Source organism: Nocardia sp. NPDC052112, assembly GCF_040680135.1.
Classification (GTDB): domain Bacteria; phylum Actinomycetota; class Actinomycetes; order Mycobacteriales; family Mycobacteriaceae; genus Nocardia.
On the sequence record NZ_JBFAWD010000003.1, the window covers coordinates 429,363 to 444,926 of the forward strand.

At 65.9% G+C, this 15,564-nt stretch carries 11 protein-coding genes; 5 read left to right on the forward strand and 6 right to left on the reverse strand.

The genetic code is table 11. The features are described from left to right. The first annotated feature begins 18 nt into the window (after positions 1-18). Together AB0L58_RS08050 and AB0L58_RS08055 are read left to right on the forward strand one after the other, a co-directional pair. Positions 19-1,029 carry a class I SAM-dependent methyltransferase gene (locus tag AB0L58_RS08050; protein WP_364382987.1) on the forward strand — a complete coding sequence of 337 codons (1,011 nt, stop codon included), beginning with the start codon at positions 19-21 and terminating at the stop codon, positions 1,027-1,029. Next, positions 1,026-2,357 carry an FAD-binding oxidoreductase gene (locus AB0L58_RS08055; RefSeq protein WP_364382991.1) on the forward strand — a complete coding sequence of 444 codons (1,332 nt, stop codon included), beginning with the start codon at positions 1,026-1,028 and terminating at the stop codon, positions 2,355-2,357. Before AB0L58_RS08050 ends, AB0L58_RS08055 begins: the two co-directional genes overlap by 4 nt. A 22-nt stretch (positions 2,358-2,379) precedes the next feature. On the opposite strand, the gene AB0L58_RS08060 is transcribed toward AB0L58_RS08055, so the two are convergent. Further along, entirely contained in the window at positions 2,380-3,186 is an 807-nt protein-coding gene (locus tag AB0L58_RS08060) for an SAM-dependent methyltransferase (RefSeq protein WP_364382994.1), read from the reverse strand. A 127-nt stretch (positions 3,187-3,313) separates the two neighbouring features. On the opposite strand from AB0L58_RS08060, the gene AB0L58_RS08065 reads away from it, so the two are divergent. Beyond that, on the forward strand, positions 3,314-5,059 hold the full coding sequence (locus tag AB0L58_RS08065) for an EAL domain-containing protein (protein WP_364382997.1): 1,746 nt from the start codon (positions 3,314-3,316) through the stop codon (positions 5,057-5,059). A 4-nt stretch (positions 5,060-5,063) separates the two neighbouring features. On the opposite strand, the gene AB0L58_RS08070 is transcribed toward AB0L58_RS08065, so the two are convergent. The 3 genes from AB0L58_RS08070 to AB0L58_RS08080 all read right to left on the reverse strand — a co-directional run bounded on the left by AB0L58_RS08070 (position 5,064) and on the right by AB0L58_RS08080 (position 9,954). Beyond that, a complete protein-coding gene (locus tag AB0L58_RS08070) occupies positions 5,064-8,534 on the reverse strand; it encodes a protein kinase (RefSeq protein WP_364383206.1) in 3,471 nt (1,156 codons plus the stop codon). Positions 8,535-8,718: 184 nt separating this feature from the next. Then, positions 8,719-9,495 (reverse strand): maleylpyruvate isomerase family mycothiol-dependent enzyme, encoded by a 777-nt coding sequence (locus tag AB0L58_RS08075; RefSeq protein ID WP_364383000.1) that lies wholly within the window; start codon positions 9,493-9,495, stop codon positions 8,719-8,721. A gap of 3 nt (positions 9,496-9,498) precedes the next feature. Then, the gene (locus tag AB0L58_RS08080; RefSeq protein WP_364383003.1) at positions 9,499-9,954 is read right to left on the reverse strand and encodes an SRPBCC family protein; all 456 of its coding nucleotides are present in this window, start codon (positions 9,952-9,954) and stop codon (positions 9,499-9,501) included. Between the two features lie 110 nt (positions 9,955-10,064). Here AB0L58_RS08080 and AB0L58_RS08085 point away from each other — a divergent pair, with 110 nt between their 5' ends. After that, positions 10,065-11,129 carry a cobalamin-independent methionine synthase II family protein gene (locus AB0L58_RS08085; protein WP_364383006.1) on the forward strand — a complete coding sequence of 355 codons (1,065 nt, stop codon included), beginning with the start codon at positions 10,065-10,067 and terminating at the stop codon, positions 11,127-11,129. A 6-nt stretch (positions 11,130-11,135) separates the two neighbouring features. On the opposite strand, the gene AB0L58_RS08090 is transcribed toward AB0L58_RS08085, so the two are convergent. Both AB0L58_RS08090 and AB0L58_RS08095 read right to left on the reverse strand, forming a co-directional pair. Beyond that, positions 11,136-12,554: an amidase gene (locus tag AB0L58_RS08090; RefSeq protein WP_364383009.1), complete on the reverse strand. Its 1,419-nt coding sequence runs from the start codon at positions 12,552-12,554 to the stop codon at positions 11,136-11,138. Between the two features lie 156 nt (positions 12,555-12,710). Further along, positions 12,711-13,835, reverse strand: a complete 1,125-nt coding sequence (locus AB0L58_RS08095; RefSeq protein WP_364383012.1) for a cytochrome P450 — start codon at positions 13,833-13,835, stop codon at positions 12,711-12,713. A 358-nt stretch (positions 13,836-14,193) separates the two neighbouring features. Here AB0L58_RS08095 and AB0L58_RS08100 point away from each other — a divergent pair, with 358 nt between their 5' ends. Next, complete coding sequence (locus AB0L58_RS08100; protein WP_364383015.1) at positions 14,194-15,483, forward strand: transcriptional regulator; 1,290 nt, start codon at positions 14,194-14,196, stop codon at positions 15,481-15,483. The last annotated feature ends 81 nt before the right edge of the window (positions 15,484-15,564 follow it).

Consider the following 15,564-nt stretch of genomic DNA (forward strand, 5'->3'; position numbering starts at 1 on the left):
ATATCAGGAGGATCCGTTATGACCGCCGCAACGACCACCGTCGCCTTCTTCCATCAAAACGCCGGACCCGGACTCACCGTACGAGATGTCATCGAAGGTCAGACCGCCGCACAACTGGTCGTCGCCGCCGATGATTGGGGTTGGTGGGCAACGCTGTTGAACGGCGATTCGATCGCACCAACCAGCGGTATCCAGCATGCCGTCACCGACGGTCTGGTCCGCGCCGGATTCCTCAACCAGCGCGGACACCGCTATCAGCTCACGCATACAGGGCACGATATCGCCAAGAGCCGCGGCTTCATTCGGGTCTCGACGCGTGGCTGGGAGCCGACCTTTCGCCAGCTCGCCGCCTGCGCCGATCAACCGTACATCCCGGCGGCCACCGAACCGGGCGAGGTATCGCGCGGCTGCACCGATATCTCCCGACGCCGCCCGGAAATCCTCCGCGGCATCGGAAAGGCCATTGCCACGGCGGGTCCCGGGTGCACCGTCGACCTGGGCTGCGCGGGCGCCGGTCGCGTGCTCGCGCTCGCGGCCCTGGCTCCCGAGGAGCGCTTCGTCGGTATCGATATCGAAGCCGAGGTAATCGCCACCGCTGCCGCCGAAGTGCGCGAGGCCGGACTGGCCGAGCGGATCACGGTCCTGTCCGGCTCGGTACAGCCCGAGGCGACCGAACCCACGTGGCTCGCCGCCGTCGACCGCGACGCGGTAACCACCGCCATGTCGTTCTTCCTACTGCACCAACTCGCCAGCGACGGCGGCAGTATCGCGGCCGTACTGCGGGAGTGGATGCGCTGGTTCCCGAATCTGCGCCGGTTCGTCATCGGCGACGGCTACCTGCTGGAAGCGCCGCAGTGGTCCGGGCAGCCGTGGTTCTCACCGACCTACGAGATCTACCACACCATCACAGGTGTGCGGCTGTGGACGAAGGAGGAGTACGAGGCGGCCTTCACCGAATTGGGTTGGACCATCACGCATTCCTTCGACGACCACACCATGCTGGTCACCTCGATTCTGGAACGCTCATGACGGCGCTCACCGACCGCATCGATGCGCGCGCGGCGGTGCTCGAGCACCACACCGTCGACGAGACCGGTCGCACCGGGCGCCGCCCGCTCGGCGTCGTGCACGCGACCAGCCTCGACGATGTGCTCGCCACCGTCGAGTGGGCCAGGCATACCCGCACCCCGATCATCGCCCGCGGTGCGGGCACCAGCCTGGAGGGGCATCTGCTGTCCCGCGGCGACGAAGTGGTGCTGGATCTGTCCGGGCTGGACGCGATCCTCGACATCTCCCCCACCGACTTCACCGCGACCGTACAGCCCGGTGTCACCCGCACCGGACTCAACGCCGCGGCGGCCGAATTCGGCTTGCAGTTCACCGTCGATCCCGGTGCCGATGCCAGCCTCGGTGGCATGGCCGCCACCAATGCCAGCGGTACCACCAGCGTCCGTTACGGTGGGATGCGTACGAATGTCCTTGCCATGCAGGTGGTTTTCGCCGATGACACGGTGACCAGACTGGGACGGCCGGTGCGCAAGTCCAGCAGCGGTTACGACCTGAAGGATCTGATCATCGGATCGGCGGGCACGCTCGGTATCATCACCGAACTCACCGTGCGACTGCATCCGATTCCGGAATGGCAACGGTCACTGCGGATTTCGTTCCCCAGTGTCGAGCATGCGGTGGCGGCAGCGGTGGCGATGCTGGGATCGGCGCTACCGGTGAGTCGACTGGAACTCGTCGACGCCCCCAGTATGGCGGCGATCAATGCCTACCGCGGCACCCGACATCCGATGGGACCGACACTGTTCCTCGATATCGCGGCCAGCTCCGCCGCAGCTGCGGCATCGGATCAGCGCGACATCGGCGATTTCGCAGATGCCAATGGTGCCATGGAAACCGCTGTGGCACAGTCATATACCGCACGACAGCAGCTATGGGAGGATCGGCACACGCTGTTCTTCGCGCTCAAGGCACGCCATCCTGGTCACCAGTTCCTGGTCACCGATACCGCGGTGCCGTACTCCCGAATCGCCGATGCGGTGGCAACGGCCGAAGGGCTTGCCGCGCAACTGGGGTTGGATGTCGCCATCGCCGGACATATCGGTGACGGCAATGTGCACGTGGTCGTGCCCTTTACCGAAGACACTGTCGAGCGAGCGCGACGCTTCTCCGATCAGGTTGTCCGCCACGCCCTCTCGGTCGGTGGCACCGCATCCGGCGAGCACGGTATCGGCCTGGCCAAGAAGCAGTACCTGCGTGCCGAACACGGTTCGGCGGTGGAGATGATGACGGCAATCAAACGCGCGCTGGACCCGCTCGGCCTGCTCAATCCAGGCAAAATCCTCGACTGACGGGCCCCGGCCAGGTCAGAGATCAGATCCTGCGGGCCACACCGCCGTAGGCACCGGACTCCTCGGGCGCGGAATGGATATCGTCCGGATTGTCGGGCCGCCACAGCGGCAGCTGCACCAGACCGGGTTCGACCAGCGACCAGCCGTCGAAGTATGCGGCGATCTCGTCCCTGGACCGCAGCACGATCTCGGTCGAGGTACGGCCGGAGAGTTGCTGCGCCTCCAGCACTTCGGTCGGCTGTCCATCGGAGGTGGCGTGGGTGATCGCGAGGAAGCTGCCCGGACCGACCGCATCCCGCAGGGCGGCAACACATCCGAGCGGATCGGCATCGTCGGCGAGGAAATGCAGCACGCCGAGCAGTAGCACCGCGACCGGCTGGTCGAAATCGATCAGCTTCGCCACCTCGGGGTCCGCCAGGATCGCATCCGGTCGGCCGATATCGGCCTGGACCACCGCCGTGCGCGGATCGCCGTCGAGGATGGCGCGACTGTGCGCCACCGCGACCGGATCGATGTCGACATAGACCACCCGCGCCGCCGCATCACGCCCGTGCGCGACCTCGTGCACATTGCCGACGGTCGGAATCCCGGACCCGATATCGAGGAACTGACTGATCCCGGCATCGACGAGGAACCGCACACACCGCCGCAACAGGTCCCGATTCGCCCGCATGGTCTCGGCGACATTCGGCGTGAACGCCTCGATCTGCCGGGCCAACTGTCGATCGATCTCGAAATTGTGCATACCGCCGACGAAGTAGTCGTACACCCTGGACGCACTCGGCCGATCCAGATCTATACCCTCGGGAGCCCAACTCGGTCTGGTCATGAAAACCTCTCGTACCGCCCATATTTCGATCACCCCCACACCGGCGAAATCGCCGCCATCGTATCCCAGACCTCCCCACCCCGCCGTGCTTCGCGCGCGCTTCTCAACCCGTCTAAGATCAGGTTTCATGGGCTGGGAAGCCGGGCCCGTTACAGGAGACGGCTCGCGCGGCGACCTGGCCGGACGCTGGACTGCCGCGCTGACAGGTGGGGCGCGAGATCATGTGGTTCCGATGAGTGCGAGCGAGGCGCATATGCTGCTGACGCGGCTGACTCGAGAGTTCGAAACCGCTACCCAGACAACAGAATCCGCCGATCGGGTGGCCGAGTTGGGCGCGGAGTTGGCGCGGTCGCATTTCGTCGGCGACGAGGCGCTGGGACGCAGCATCGCGCTACTCAGCGCGCATTTCACCGCTGCGGGCACCGTCTCGGCCGACCGATTGGGCGACCTGCTGGCCGCCTTCGCGAATGGATATCTCCGCGCATTCCGAGCGTGGCTGCTCGCCGAACAGGAGAGCGTCCGCGCCGCCGAAATCGCCGCCCGACGCGCCGTCGCCGAACAGTTGCGCGCGAGTGAGGCACGGTTGCGATATCGCGCCCACCACGATCACCTGACCGGCCTGCCGAATCGGACGAAGTTCATCGACGCGCTCGCCACCGCCTTCGCCGATCCGAGCGCCGACTTCGGCCTCTGCTATATCGACCTCGACCACTTCAAACTCGTCAACGACACCTTCGGGCACGCATTCGGCGACCAACTGCTCATCCAGGCCGGCGCCCGGCTGCGCGCCCGCGCCCAACCCGGCCAATTGGTCGCGCGCATGGGCGGCGACGAGTTCGTCTTCCTGGTCCCGCAATCCCGGGAAACCGTTGCCGCGATCGCCAAGCGAATACTCGAGGCATTCACCCGGCCGTTCGATATCGACGGCCACCACCTCACCGTCACCGCGAGCATCGGTGTCATGGAGGGACGCACCGAGCACACCACCGCCGATGAACTCCTCCAGGCCGCCGACACCACCATGTACCGGGCCAAGACCGCGGGGCGCGGCCGCTACGCGGTCTTCGACGCCGATCGCGGCCGCCGCGAACACACCCGCGCCGAACTCTCGGCGGCCATGCCCGCCGCCCTGCTCCGCGATGAACTATTCCTGGACTATCAGCCCATCGTCGCCCTCGCCGACCAGCGGATGATCGCGGTGGAGGCCCTGGTGCGCTGGCGGCATCCGGACCTCGGCGTCCTCGCCCCGGCACAATTCGTCGACCTCGCCGAGGACAACGGTCACATCGGCGCATTGGGTGCGCAGGTACTCGAACGCGCCTGCCGCGACAGCCGGGACTGGTACGACCGGTTTCCGGACCATACGCCGATCGTGAGCGTCAATGTCTCCGCCGCCGAGGTCGCCGATCCCACCTGGCTGGATCGGGTACAGGACGTCATCGCCGAGACCGGCATCGCACCGGATCGGCTACAACTCGAACTGACCGAGCGCGCGTTCACACATACCACCGGTCGTCCACTGCAAGCATTGCGCACGCTGTCCGAAGCCGGAGTCCGCATCGCCATCGACGATTTCGGCACCGGCTACTCCAATCTCGCCTACCTGGGCCAGCTGCCACTCGATGTCGTCAAACTCGCGGGCCCGTTCATCCGCTGCATCCGCACCCCGGAATCCCCCGGCGCCACCGACCTGCTGGTGCTCGAAGCCATTATCGAACTCACCCATGCCCTCGGCTTCACCCTCACCGCCGAATGCGTCGAAACTCGATATCAGGCCGATCGGCTCGAATCGCTGGGCTGCGATACCGCACAGGGCTGGCTTTTCCACCGCCCCATGCCCGCCGAACAGATCACCGAACTACTTTGCCGTTGACACGTCAGATCAGTTGCGTCGCATGGGCATTGACCAATGCGAGCAGGAATTCCGTTGGCACGTCGGGCCATTCGGGACGCCAGCGTCCGGCGAGCTGATCTGCGTGCACGGCCGCGAGTGTGGCGACGACGTAGGGTCCCCCGTCCAGCAGATAGCGCACCGAGCCGAGTTCCGCGCACTGGGCGGTCACCGTCGCCAGTAAGGTCTTGGCCGCATCGGTGCGACCGGCGGCGGCGAGGCAGGCGATCAGCAACCGGCGTGCCTTCAGCAATTCCCGCGGCCGCTCGACGGATTCGAGCAGATCCACCCATTCCTGGGCCCAACTGCAGGCGAGTTCGATCTTTTCCGGCGTTTCCGCGGCGAGCAGCAGCCGGATCGCGGTGAATTCCTCATACAGGACGGTGAATTCGTCGATCGGGTCGACCGGCTCACGGCGATTTCGGTATTCGACGACGGGCAGCGAACCGAACTCCGGATGCGGTGGCAGTCCCAGTCGCAGCCGCTCGTTTTCCACTTCGGCACCCAGTCGCGGCAAAGACATCGAGCGCGCAACGCGCGCACCCTCGTTCAGTCGGCGAATCGCGGCCGCGCGATCGCCGCGCAGTGCCTTGATGCGGGCCCCGACGACATAGCGCGCCAATTTGAAATCGACGACACCCGCCTCGGGCCCCAGCTTGTAGCCCTCATCGAGCAGCCGCTCCGCCTCGGCGACTTCCCCACGCTCATACAGCAATTCGCCGAGCAGGGATCCGGCCAACCGCGCGCCGTAGGAATGGCTGCCGCCCGATTGCTTGGCCACCTTCATCGCCTTGCGGAAGTACTGCTCGGCCCTGGCGATATCGAGTTGCAGGCTCGCGGCCAGCCCCAGGAAGCACAGGCCGTGAATATTGTTGTAGAAGCCCTTGTTCTGGCGCATATACGGCGCGGACCACTCCTGGATGCGCAGCGCCTCGTCGAAGTCGCAGCGATAGCCCGCGGTGAAGGTCGCGACATTCGCGCCGATGGCCACCACATACGGTGACAGTTCCTCGGCCCGAAAAAAGCAGGGCGCCAGCATGTCGTCGACTCCGGCCAGCGCATCCGCACGCACCGCGACCACCGCACGCACCACACCGGCCTCGGCACGCAGTCGCGCGGTACTGCCTTCATCGAGTTCGCCGAGGTCCAAGGTCGATTCCGCGAGGCGCAGCGCGCGTCCGGCCGGTCCGGCCCGGTGCAGCAGGATATTCGCCCAGGCCAGATCCAGTTGCAGCCGCGGATGCGTTTCGATGACGGTGGCGGGCAGCTTGTTGATCAGGCCGATGAGACTCGCGAACTGCCCGTATTCGAGCAGTGACATCCCATCCCGTTCGACGATCTCGATGGCGCGCTGCTCGTCCCCGGCCAGCAGGGCATGATCGACCGCCTCGCTGACATATCGATGCTCGGCCAACCACCGCGACGCCGCCCGGTGCAATTCGGTGATCCGTTCGGGCCGATCACGTTCCAGCCGCTGCTGCAGGAAATCCTGGAACAGGTGGTGATAGCGGAACCAATGTCCGTCATCGAGCTTGCGCAGGAACAAATCCTGCAGCTCGATCTGCTCGAGCATCGCCTGCCCATCCGATACGCCGGTAAGCGTCGAGGCGAGTTCACCGCAGATCCGCGGCGTGATCGAGGTCGCCACCATGAAGTCGAGCATTCCGGGTTCCAGGGTGTCCAGGACGTTCTCGACCAGGAACTCGCTGATGGCATGATGGCGACCGGTCAGGTGGCTGATCAGCTCGCCGGGTTCGTCGCTGCCACGCAATGACAGTGCCGCCAGTTGCAGTGCCGCGACCCAGCCCTCGGTGGATTCGGTGAGATCCTCGACGTCGGCGCGATCCAACTCCAGCCCGCCCAGCTCGACCAGAAATGCATACGCCTCCGCGATATCGAAACGCAGTGCGGTGGGATTGATTTCGACCAGTTCGTCGCGCGCCCGCATCGAACTCATCGGCAGCCCCGCCTGACTGCGGCTGGTGATCACCAGATGCAGTGTGGGACTGCAGCCTTCGAGCAGGAACCGCAATGCCCGGGTGGTGGCCGGATCGGTGGCGCAGTGCCAGTCGTCGATGACGACCACGAGTTCCTCACCGCGCCGGTCGATATCGTTGATCAGCGAGGTCAGCACGTAGCGTTCGGATTCGTCGCCGTGCTCCTCGAGCAGTTCGCCGAGTTCGCGTGCCAGCGAGGGGCGCGCGGCGCGGATGGCCTCGATCAGGTGCGAGAGGAACCAGACGACATTGTTGTCGTCGTGATCGACGGTCAGCCAGGCCACCGCGATACCCTCGGTGGTCAGCGCCGCACACCATTGAGCGGCGAGGGTGGTTTTGCCGAATCCGGTGGGGCCGTGGATGACCGCGAGCCTGCGGTTGCGGCCGTCGCGCAGCAGTGTGATCAGGCGCTGACGATCGACCAGTGGACGGTTGGCCACCGGCGGCCGCAAGCGCGTGGCGGGCACGGGTGGGGTGATGGTCGATGACGTCGCCGAGGTGCGGCGGCGGCCGGAAGTGGGTGTCGGTGACGGCCGATGTCCGACGGGTTCGGCGGCGGGGAGCGGGATCGGCATATCGTCGGGCGGCAGTCCGTGCCGTTGCTGTATCTCGCGCAGTTGTGCACCGAATTCGGCTGCGCTGGCAGGCCGTTCGGCGCGCTCGCGCGACATCGCGCCTTCGATCGCGGCGGTCACATCCGGCGGCAGGCCCGCCTCGCCCAGATCCGGTATCGGCTGTTTGGTGATGCGCAGGAACTGGGCGACCAACTGCTCGCCGTTGCGTCGCTCGAAGACCGCGTGACCGGTGCTGGCGCAGAACAGCGTCGAGGCCAGACTGTAGATGTCCGAGGTCACGTCCGGGACGTGGCCCTGCAGCACCTCGGGCGCGGTGAAGGCGGGTGAGCCGGTGATCGTGCCCGCGGTCGTCTCGAAGCCGCCGACCAGCCGCGCGATACCGAAATCGGCGAGCTGCGGTTCACCGTATTCGGTGAGCAGGATATTGCCTGGTTTCACATCGCGGTGCAGCAGCCCGCGCCGATGCGCGGTCTCCAGCGCACCCGCCATTTTCACCCCGATATGCAGTGCGTCCTGCCAGCCGATCGGTCCGTGCTCCTGGACGCGGGTATCCAGTGAACCGTGCGGGTGGTACGGCATCACGATGTAGGGCCGTCCGGTCGCGGTGGAACCCACCTCGAAGACGCTGACGATATTGGGATGCCCCGACAGCTTGCCCATGGCGAGCTGTTCGCGGACGAAACGTTCGAGATTCTCCGATTCGAGATCGGCGGTGAGCACCTTGATCGCCACCATGCGCTCGAGTGCGGGCTGGGCACACCGATAGACAATGCCGAATCCGCCGCGACCGATCTCGGCGGCGTCGGTGAATCCGGCAGCGGCAAGCTCTGCCGCGAACCCCGAGGTCAGGTCGCGTTGGGTGGAAAGTGGATCGATTTGCGACACGACGACCCCGATTACAACTACCAGCCAGCTACTTCGAGCATATTCCCGTCGCGACAATTCCGCGCGCGCTCGACTAAGATGCCGCGGCAATTGCCTGCGGTGCAGGCGATCCTGGTCATCGCATGTCCGGCCGCCGAAACTATGCCCGCCCCGCACATCTGAGGCTACCGATCGGCGAACTGTGTCACGCACCGTCCTCGGTGAGCCAGAAGCCGGTTCGCGCGCGCCACAGGTCGAGCAGGGCACGGTCGCCACTTATTTCGAGGGTGTCGAGCGCCGGGCGGTGATAGACGAACCGGAGCAGGTCGGCGAGGGCACTGCGCACGGTCACGGCTGCCGGTTCGTCGGCGCTGCGCCAGATCGGGGCCGGACCGGTCAGATCCACGACCCAATTGTGGTTCGGCGCGTGAAACGAAAGCAGCCGCCCCGCGCCCAGCAAACCAGGCTGACCGGCTTGCGGTTCATAGGCTTCGGGCGACGCGGCGACTTCCAGCCACTCTTCGAAGCCGTCGGCCATGATGTCCTCCGACACATCGAGTTCGGCCCTCGCCGCCGCGGCGGCGTCCCAGCCGTGCACCACCGCCTCGTGTAAGGCGCGCCGCGCCCAAAAGACCGTCGTACCACCGGGTCCCGGCGTCCAGACCGTCGTCTCGGGCCCGGCCGCCGACAGCGTTTGGGCCAGCCGGGTGGCGCCTTCGATGAGCCATGGGACGATCGCGCTCGGATCGCGGAAATGGCCGGACAGATCGTTGAACTGTGCATCCGAGACCGGTTCCGCGGCGCGAGTGCGCACAATGGTCTCCATCCAACGGTGGTAGCCGCCGATATGCCGCAGCAGCTGTCCGAGATTCCATCCCGGGCAGTCCGGCACCGCGAGCGTCGGATCGACATCCTCGATGAGCGCTGCGAGCGTGCCGGTCTGCCTGGGTATTTCGGCACAGAGCCGAGCGAAGTTCAGCAATGCCTACCCTTCGGCGATGGCCGCGAGTCGGTCGACGGATGCCTGCAGTCTGTCGGTGGTGGTGGCGCGGGCGCGTGGGAGCCGGTTCTCGTCGGTCAATCGCGACCAGTCGTAGGTATGCGTGACCCGAGTGTGTGTTGCGTCCACCGGCTGGAGCTCCCAGCGCCACAGGTGGCCCGGTGGTTCGCTCGCCGGTTCCGCGGGCAGCCAGGCGATCCGGCGGCCCTCTTCGAATTCCACGATGTGGTTCTCCCGGATATGACCCCTGGTAGTCGTCATGGCGAAGATATCGCCGACCGCCTGGACGCGCTGACCCGCCGGGGCCTCGGCCAGGTTGTCGTTGCCGTCCCACCGCGGCTGCTGCGCGGGATCGGCGATCAACTCGAAGATTTCATCAGCCCCCGCCGCGATCTCTCGGCTGGCGGAAACAATGCGTGGCACCTCGCTGTCATCGGTCATGTCCTGATCGAAACATCCGAACCCGACTCTCGCCAGGTCTTATTCGGCGATTCCCAACCGAAGCAATCAATTCGGATTTTTCACATCGCCGATCCACCTACACTCGCGCCGTGAGCATTCCCACCGAGCCCATCGGCAGCATTCCTCGTTCCTCCGACCTGCTGGCCGCCATGGCCGCCCACGACTCCGGCGAACTGGACGCGCCCGCACTCGCCGCACTCCAGGCCCGCGCGGTCGCCGAAACCATCGACGAACTGTCCGCCCTCGGCTCTCCGGTCGTCAGCGACGGTGAGCAGACCAAACCGAGTTTCGCCACCTATCCCCTCACCGGACTGGCCGCACTGGCACCCGACGGTGCGGTGATCCCCTTCGCCGATGGACATCAGCGGCAATTGCCCAGGCTCACCGCGGGACCCTTCCGCTACCAGACCTACGCCGAGCAGTATCTGCGTGCGGCGCAACAACATTCACAGGTTCCGGTGAAGCAGGCGGTGATCGCGCCGTCGGCACTGAGCCTGCTCTATCCGGCCGATGGCATCGAGGGCTATCCCCGCGAGGCATTCCTGGCCGATCTGGCCGACGAAGCCGAAAAGGATATCCGCGGCTGCCTCGACGCGGGCGCGCACTCGGTACAGTTGGATTTCACCGAGGGCCGACTCTCGCTCAAGCTCGATCCGAGCGGTGGCGTCCTCGATAGTTTCATCGCACTGAACAACTCGGTGCTGGAACGCTTTTCGGATGCCGAACGCGCCCGCATCGGCGTGCACACCTGCCCCGGCGGCGATCAGGACTCCACCCACAGTCTCGATATCGACTACACCGCGCTGCTGCCGAAACTGTTGCAGCTCCAGGTCGGTGCGTTCTACGTGCAGCTCGCCAGCGAGTCGGACCCCGACAAGATCCTCGCCCTCATCGCCGAATACCTGCCCGCCGATGCCCGCATCTTCGTCGGCGTCACCGACCCCATCGACCCGCGGGTCGAAACCCCGGAGCAGGTCCGCGACCGCGTCCTCGACGCCGCCCGCTACCTGCCCGTCGATCGTCTCGGCACCTGCGACGACTGCGGCTTCTCACCATTCGCCGACGACACCTCCACCTCCCGTGAGACCGCCTTCGCCAAGGTCCGGGCCCGCATCGAAGGGACCGCCCTGGCGGCCGCGGAACTCGGCGTCTGAATGCGATCAGCCGTGCGTGGTGGACTCCGCATTGATCCGTGGCAACGGATTCTCCGCTTCCAGTAGGTACCCGATCTCCAGCAATGTGCGCTCGTCACCATAGGCCGCGCTGCACATGACGCCGATCGGGACACCGCTGGACCCGATGCGCATCGGCATCGAAATAGCGGGCGCCCCGGTCACATTCGCGATCGGGGTGAAGCCCACATACGTCCGCAACCGCTTGATCAACTCCTCGGCGGGCACCTTGGGATCGAGATAACCCAGCGGCGGCGCCACATGGGTGACCACCGGCGAAAGCACGACCTCGTACCGCGTGAATATCTCGGCATAGATCCGGTTCGCCCGGCTCAGCCGGTAGAGCGCGGCCGGTGTGTCGAGGATGCGCTTGCGGTGGTATCGGCCGAGACCACGGGTGAGATCGTCGAGTGCATGGCGATCGAATGACCTGCCGTGCAGGACCTTGCCGCCGAGTGCCTCCATATGGGCCAGCGATGCCCAGTACAACAGAAAGTCATCGGCGAGGCGGTGTGGGAAGGGTACGGCCATCGGCTCGACGTGATGTCCGAAGCGTTCGAGCAGTTCGGCCGCCAATTCGACCGCGCCGCGCGTTTCGGCATCGGGTTCGGCGCCGGTTCCCGCGGTCGTCAGCAGTCCGATGCGCAGGCGACGGTCGGCCGGACCGTGTACTTCGCCGATCGGCACGAGATCCCGATTCCGCCAATACCGTTCGGCGGCAGCGGTATACGCGGCGGTATCGCGCACCGTCCTGGTCAACACGCCCTCGGAGACGAGTCTTATCGGCAGTTGCTTGGCCTGGGCGTTGTCCAGGTGCCGATATCGGCTCGGCTTCAGCGCGACCAGTCCGGCGCAGGCGGCCGGAATCCGCAACGATCCCCCGCCGTCGTTGCCGTGGGCAACCGGCACGACACCGGCCGCGACCATCGCGGCCGAGCCGCCGGAGGATCCGCCGATCGAATACTGCGGATTCCACGGATTCCTGGTCGGCTCGGCGGCTTGGAATTCGGTTGTCGGATTCAGACCGAATTCCGGCATCCGCGACTTCCCCAGTACCGTCACGCCGGTGCTGAGGAACTGCGCGGTGTAGGCGTCGTCACGAGCGGCCGGACGGGCCAGAAATGCCGCACTGCCTTGGTTGGTCGGCATTCCCGCGACATCGGCGTTGTCCTTGACGAACGTCGGGATGCCGTACCAGGCACCGGTACGCCCCGACGCGTATCGCGGCCGCTCGACACTCGAATACGCGATGGCATTGAGCCGCGGCTCCACCAGTGCCGCACGATCGATTGCCGCGCGGGCCAATTCCCTCGGACTCACCGCACCCGACCGCACCATGGCCGCCAAGGCGACGGCGTCGTGGTCGGCCAGCACATCATCGGAGAACGCGTGTATTCGATCGGCCATCACACTGCCCACAGCTCGAATCACGGGTCCGGGCGCGTCGAACCCAGCCGAATGGACGTTAGTCCAGCTAGGGCAAATGCTACGCGCCCGGTCGCCGATTCAGAAGTAGTAGCGCATCCCAACAGCGCCGCGCTCCTCGATACACCCCGGAATGGGTCAGAAGACTTGCAGCGGAGGGGATTCGGGGAAGATGACGGGCAGGGCGGCCAGGGCGCGGTGGAACGGTCCCGGTCGCCATTCCAGTTCTTCGACGGGGACGGCCAGCCGCATTTCCGGTAGGGCATCCAGCAGTTGATCGATCGCGTCCTGTGCGATCAGGCTCGCGATCGAGCGGGCGGGGCAGGCGTGCGGGCCGACGCTCCAGGCCAGGTGGGAGCTATTGTCGGTGTACTCGCCGGTGGTGATGGCGGGATCGTTATTACTGCCGGTCATGCTGATGACGACAGGCTGGTGCGCGGGCAGCCACGCGCCCTCGATCAGGATCGGCTGCTTCGGGAAGGTGATGCAGTAGTTCGATAGCGGCGGATCGGTGAACAGCACCTCGTCCAACGCGTCGCGCGTGGTCATGGTGCCGCCGAGTATGCCGCCGCCGAACCGGGTGTCGGTCAGCATCAGTCGCAGCGTATTGACGATCAGATTCTGAGTCGGTTCCATACCCGCGCCGAACAGGCTGAGCACCTGGTGGATCATCTCCGGATCATCGAGCTTCGAGTGGTGGGCGAGCAATCCGGTGACGATATCGTCGCCCGGCTGGTCGCGCTTGAGCTGGATCAGCTCGAACATCGCGTCCATGACCATCTTGTTGCCCTCGACGGCGGCGTCCCCGCCCTCCATCAGGGCGGCCATACCGGCCGCGGCACGCTGGCTGATCTCCTGCGGGCAGCCGAGCATCGCGTTGATCACCGTGAATGCCAGCGGCAATGCGTACTGCCCGACCAGATCCGCCGCACCTTCCTGACAGAAGGTGTTGATCAGCGGAGTGGCGATGCGCTCGACGGTGGTATGCAGAGCGAACAGGTCGATGACACCGAGACCCGCAACGGTCGCCTCCCGGTAGCGGGTGTGCTCGAGGCCGGCGGAACGAATTGCCGCCGGACGCCATTCGAGCATCGGCCGCACCGGGCAGTCCTCGGGTACACCTTGCTGCCAGCTTCGCGAATCGTGCGGAAAATGGTCGGGATCGTTGAGGATCCGCAGCGCGGTGTAGTAGCCGATCACCAGAGTCGCGGGTACGCCGGGAGCCAACTCCACCGGCACCAGCGAACCATATCTCTTCCGCATCTCGCGGTACGCCTCGTGCGGGTTCGCGGCGAATTCCGCTGAGTAGAGCGAGATTCGGGGGCCGTTGGTATCAATCGGCGAGCCGTGCGGGACAGGGCGGGCGCGAGTGGTGGTTGCCGACTCTGGCGTGGTCAAGAGACGTGACTCCAGTCGTTGAGCAGAAGCGATGAGCATGGTGCGCGAAAGCAGGCGCATCCGAGCCGCTCGCGCAGAGCAGAGTCAGCCTACGACGGCTGCCCGGTGCGCGCGTGCCGAGTGGACCGCTCAGCAGTGGAATGGCTGTGCGATACCGCGCCCCTGGCCCATCGGAGGTGTGACCGGCATTACAGTGGATAGGGGCCGACACGAAGGACACCGATTGAGCACAGCAGCGCACGGCAACCCCTGGGTGGCCGTACGACCGGACGACGACCTCGCGCAATTGGCGCGACAGGTGTCCTGTGCGCATCGCAGCTTTATCGAGGGCGAGCGGCTGCCGACCGATCCGGTGCGCCCGGTGGTGCTGGATTCCTGGCGGCGCAGCCGCAGCAGCGGCGTCGACCCGGACCGCTTCGGCGCCGGCATCGACCTCGATGGCCTTGAACTGCAACGGTATCGGGCCACACATCCGACCGCGCTGATCCGACCGGTGGTGCGCAAACTGCTCGTCGAGGATGCCGCCGAGGCCGGACTGCTCGTCGCGATCAGCGACGCCGAGGGCCGACTGCTGTGGGTCGAGGGCGATTCGAAGGTCAAGGACCGGGCGCTGGCGATGAATTTCGTCGAGGGCGCGGACTGGAGTGAGGGTCGGGTCGGCACCAATGCCCCCGGCACCGCGCTCGCCCTCGATCATCATGTGCAGATCTTCGGGGCCGAACACTTCAGTCGCGTCGTGCACGATTGGAGTTGTACCGCTGCGCCCGTCCATGATCCGCGCAGTGGCCGGATCATCGGCGCCATCGATATCACCGGCGGACCGCGCGTCGCGGCGCCGGAGGTGTTGGCACTGATCCGTGCGACGGTGTCGGCCGCGGAGTCCGAACTGCGGCTGCTCATGCTCGACGCACCGAAACCGCTCGCGGCGACGACGGCCCGCCTAGAGGTGCTCGGCCCCGCGCGGCCGACTCTGATCCGCGATGGTGAGCGCATCCGCCTATCGCAGCGCCATGCCGAAATCCTGTTGCTGCTGACCAATTTCCCGGAGGGACTGAGCGCCGACCATCTCGCCATGCTGCTCGACGAAGCCGAGCTGGATCCGGTCACGGTGCGCGCGGAAATGTCGCGGGTGCGAAAGATGTTGGGCGCCAATGGTCTTGGCTCGCGCCCCTATCGGCTCCTGATGGATCTCGATACCGATGTCGACGAGGTCCGACGTGCACTGGCGCGCGGCGATACATCGGCGGCGCTGCGCAGCTATCCCGGTCCGATCCTGCCCCGATCGCTCGCACCGGGCATCGATGAATTGCGCGTCGAGTTGCGCGGACGCCTACGCGCGGCCCTGTTGGCCGCCGGTGATCGCCGCCTGCTCGCCCGCTGGACCGGTTCGGTGGACGGCCGCGAGGACATTGCGGCCTGGTCTGCCTATCTCTCCGCCCTGGACCGGCAGTCCTCGCTGTATGCCCAGGTGAAGACGCAATTACAGCTACTCGATCGCAAATTGGGCATCTGACCAGTTTCTTGCAACCGTGGTGCAACATGGCCACTTCTAGTGTTCCGGATCACACCTGACGTTCAGCAAATCGAGGAGCAT

Excerpts from the sequence above, each read along its gene's own strand:
- AB0L58_RS08060 (WP_364382994.1), bottom strand. The coding sequence starts at position 3,186 with ATGACCAGACCGAGTTGGGCTCCCGAGGGTATAGATCTGGATCGGCCG.
- AB0L58_RS08095 (WP_364383012.1), bottom strand. The coding sequence starts at position 13,835 with ATGCGGAAGAGATATGGTTCGCTGGTGCCGGTGGAGTTGGCTCCCGGC.
- AB0L58_RS08055 (WP_364382991.1), top strand. The coding sequence starts at position 1,026 with ATGACGGCGCTCACCGACCGCATCGATGCGCGCGCGGCGGTGCTCGAG.
- AB0L58_RS08080 (WP_364383003.1), bottom strand. The coding sequence starts at position 9,954 with ATGACCGATGACAGCGAGGTGCCACGCATTGTTTCCGCCAGCCGAGAG.
- AB0L58_RS08065 (WP_364382997.1), top strand. The coding sequence starts at position 3,314 with ATGGGCTGGGAAGCCGGGCCCGTTACAGGAGACGGCTCGCGCGGCGAC.
- AB0L58_RS08050 (WP_364382987.1), top strand. The coding sequence starts at position 19 with ATGACCGCCGCAACGACCACCGTCGCCTTCTTCCATCAAAACGCCGGA.
- AB0L58_RS08090 (WP_364383009.1), bottom strand. The coding sequence starts at position 12,554 with ATGGCCGATCGAATACACGCGTTCTCCGATGATGTGCTGGCCGACCAC.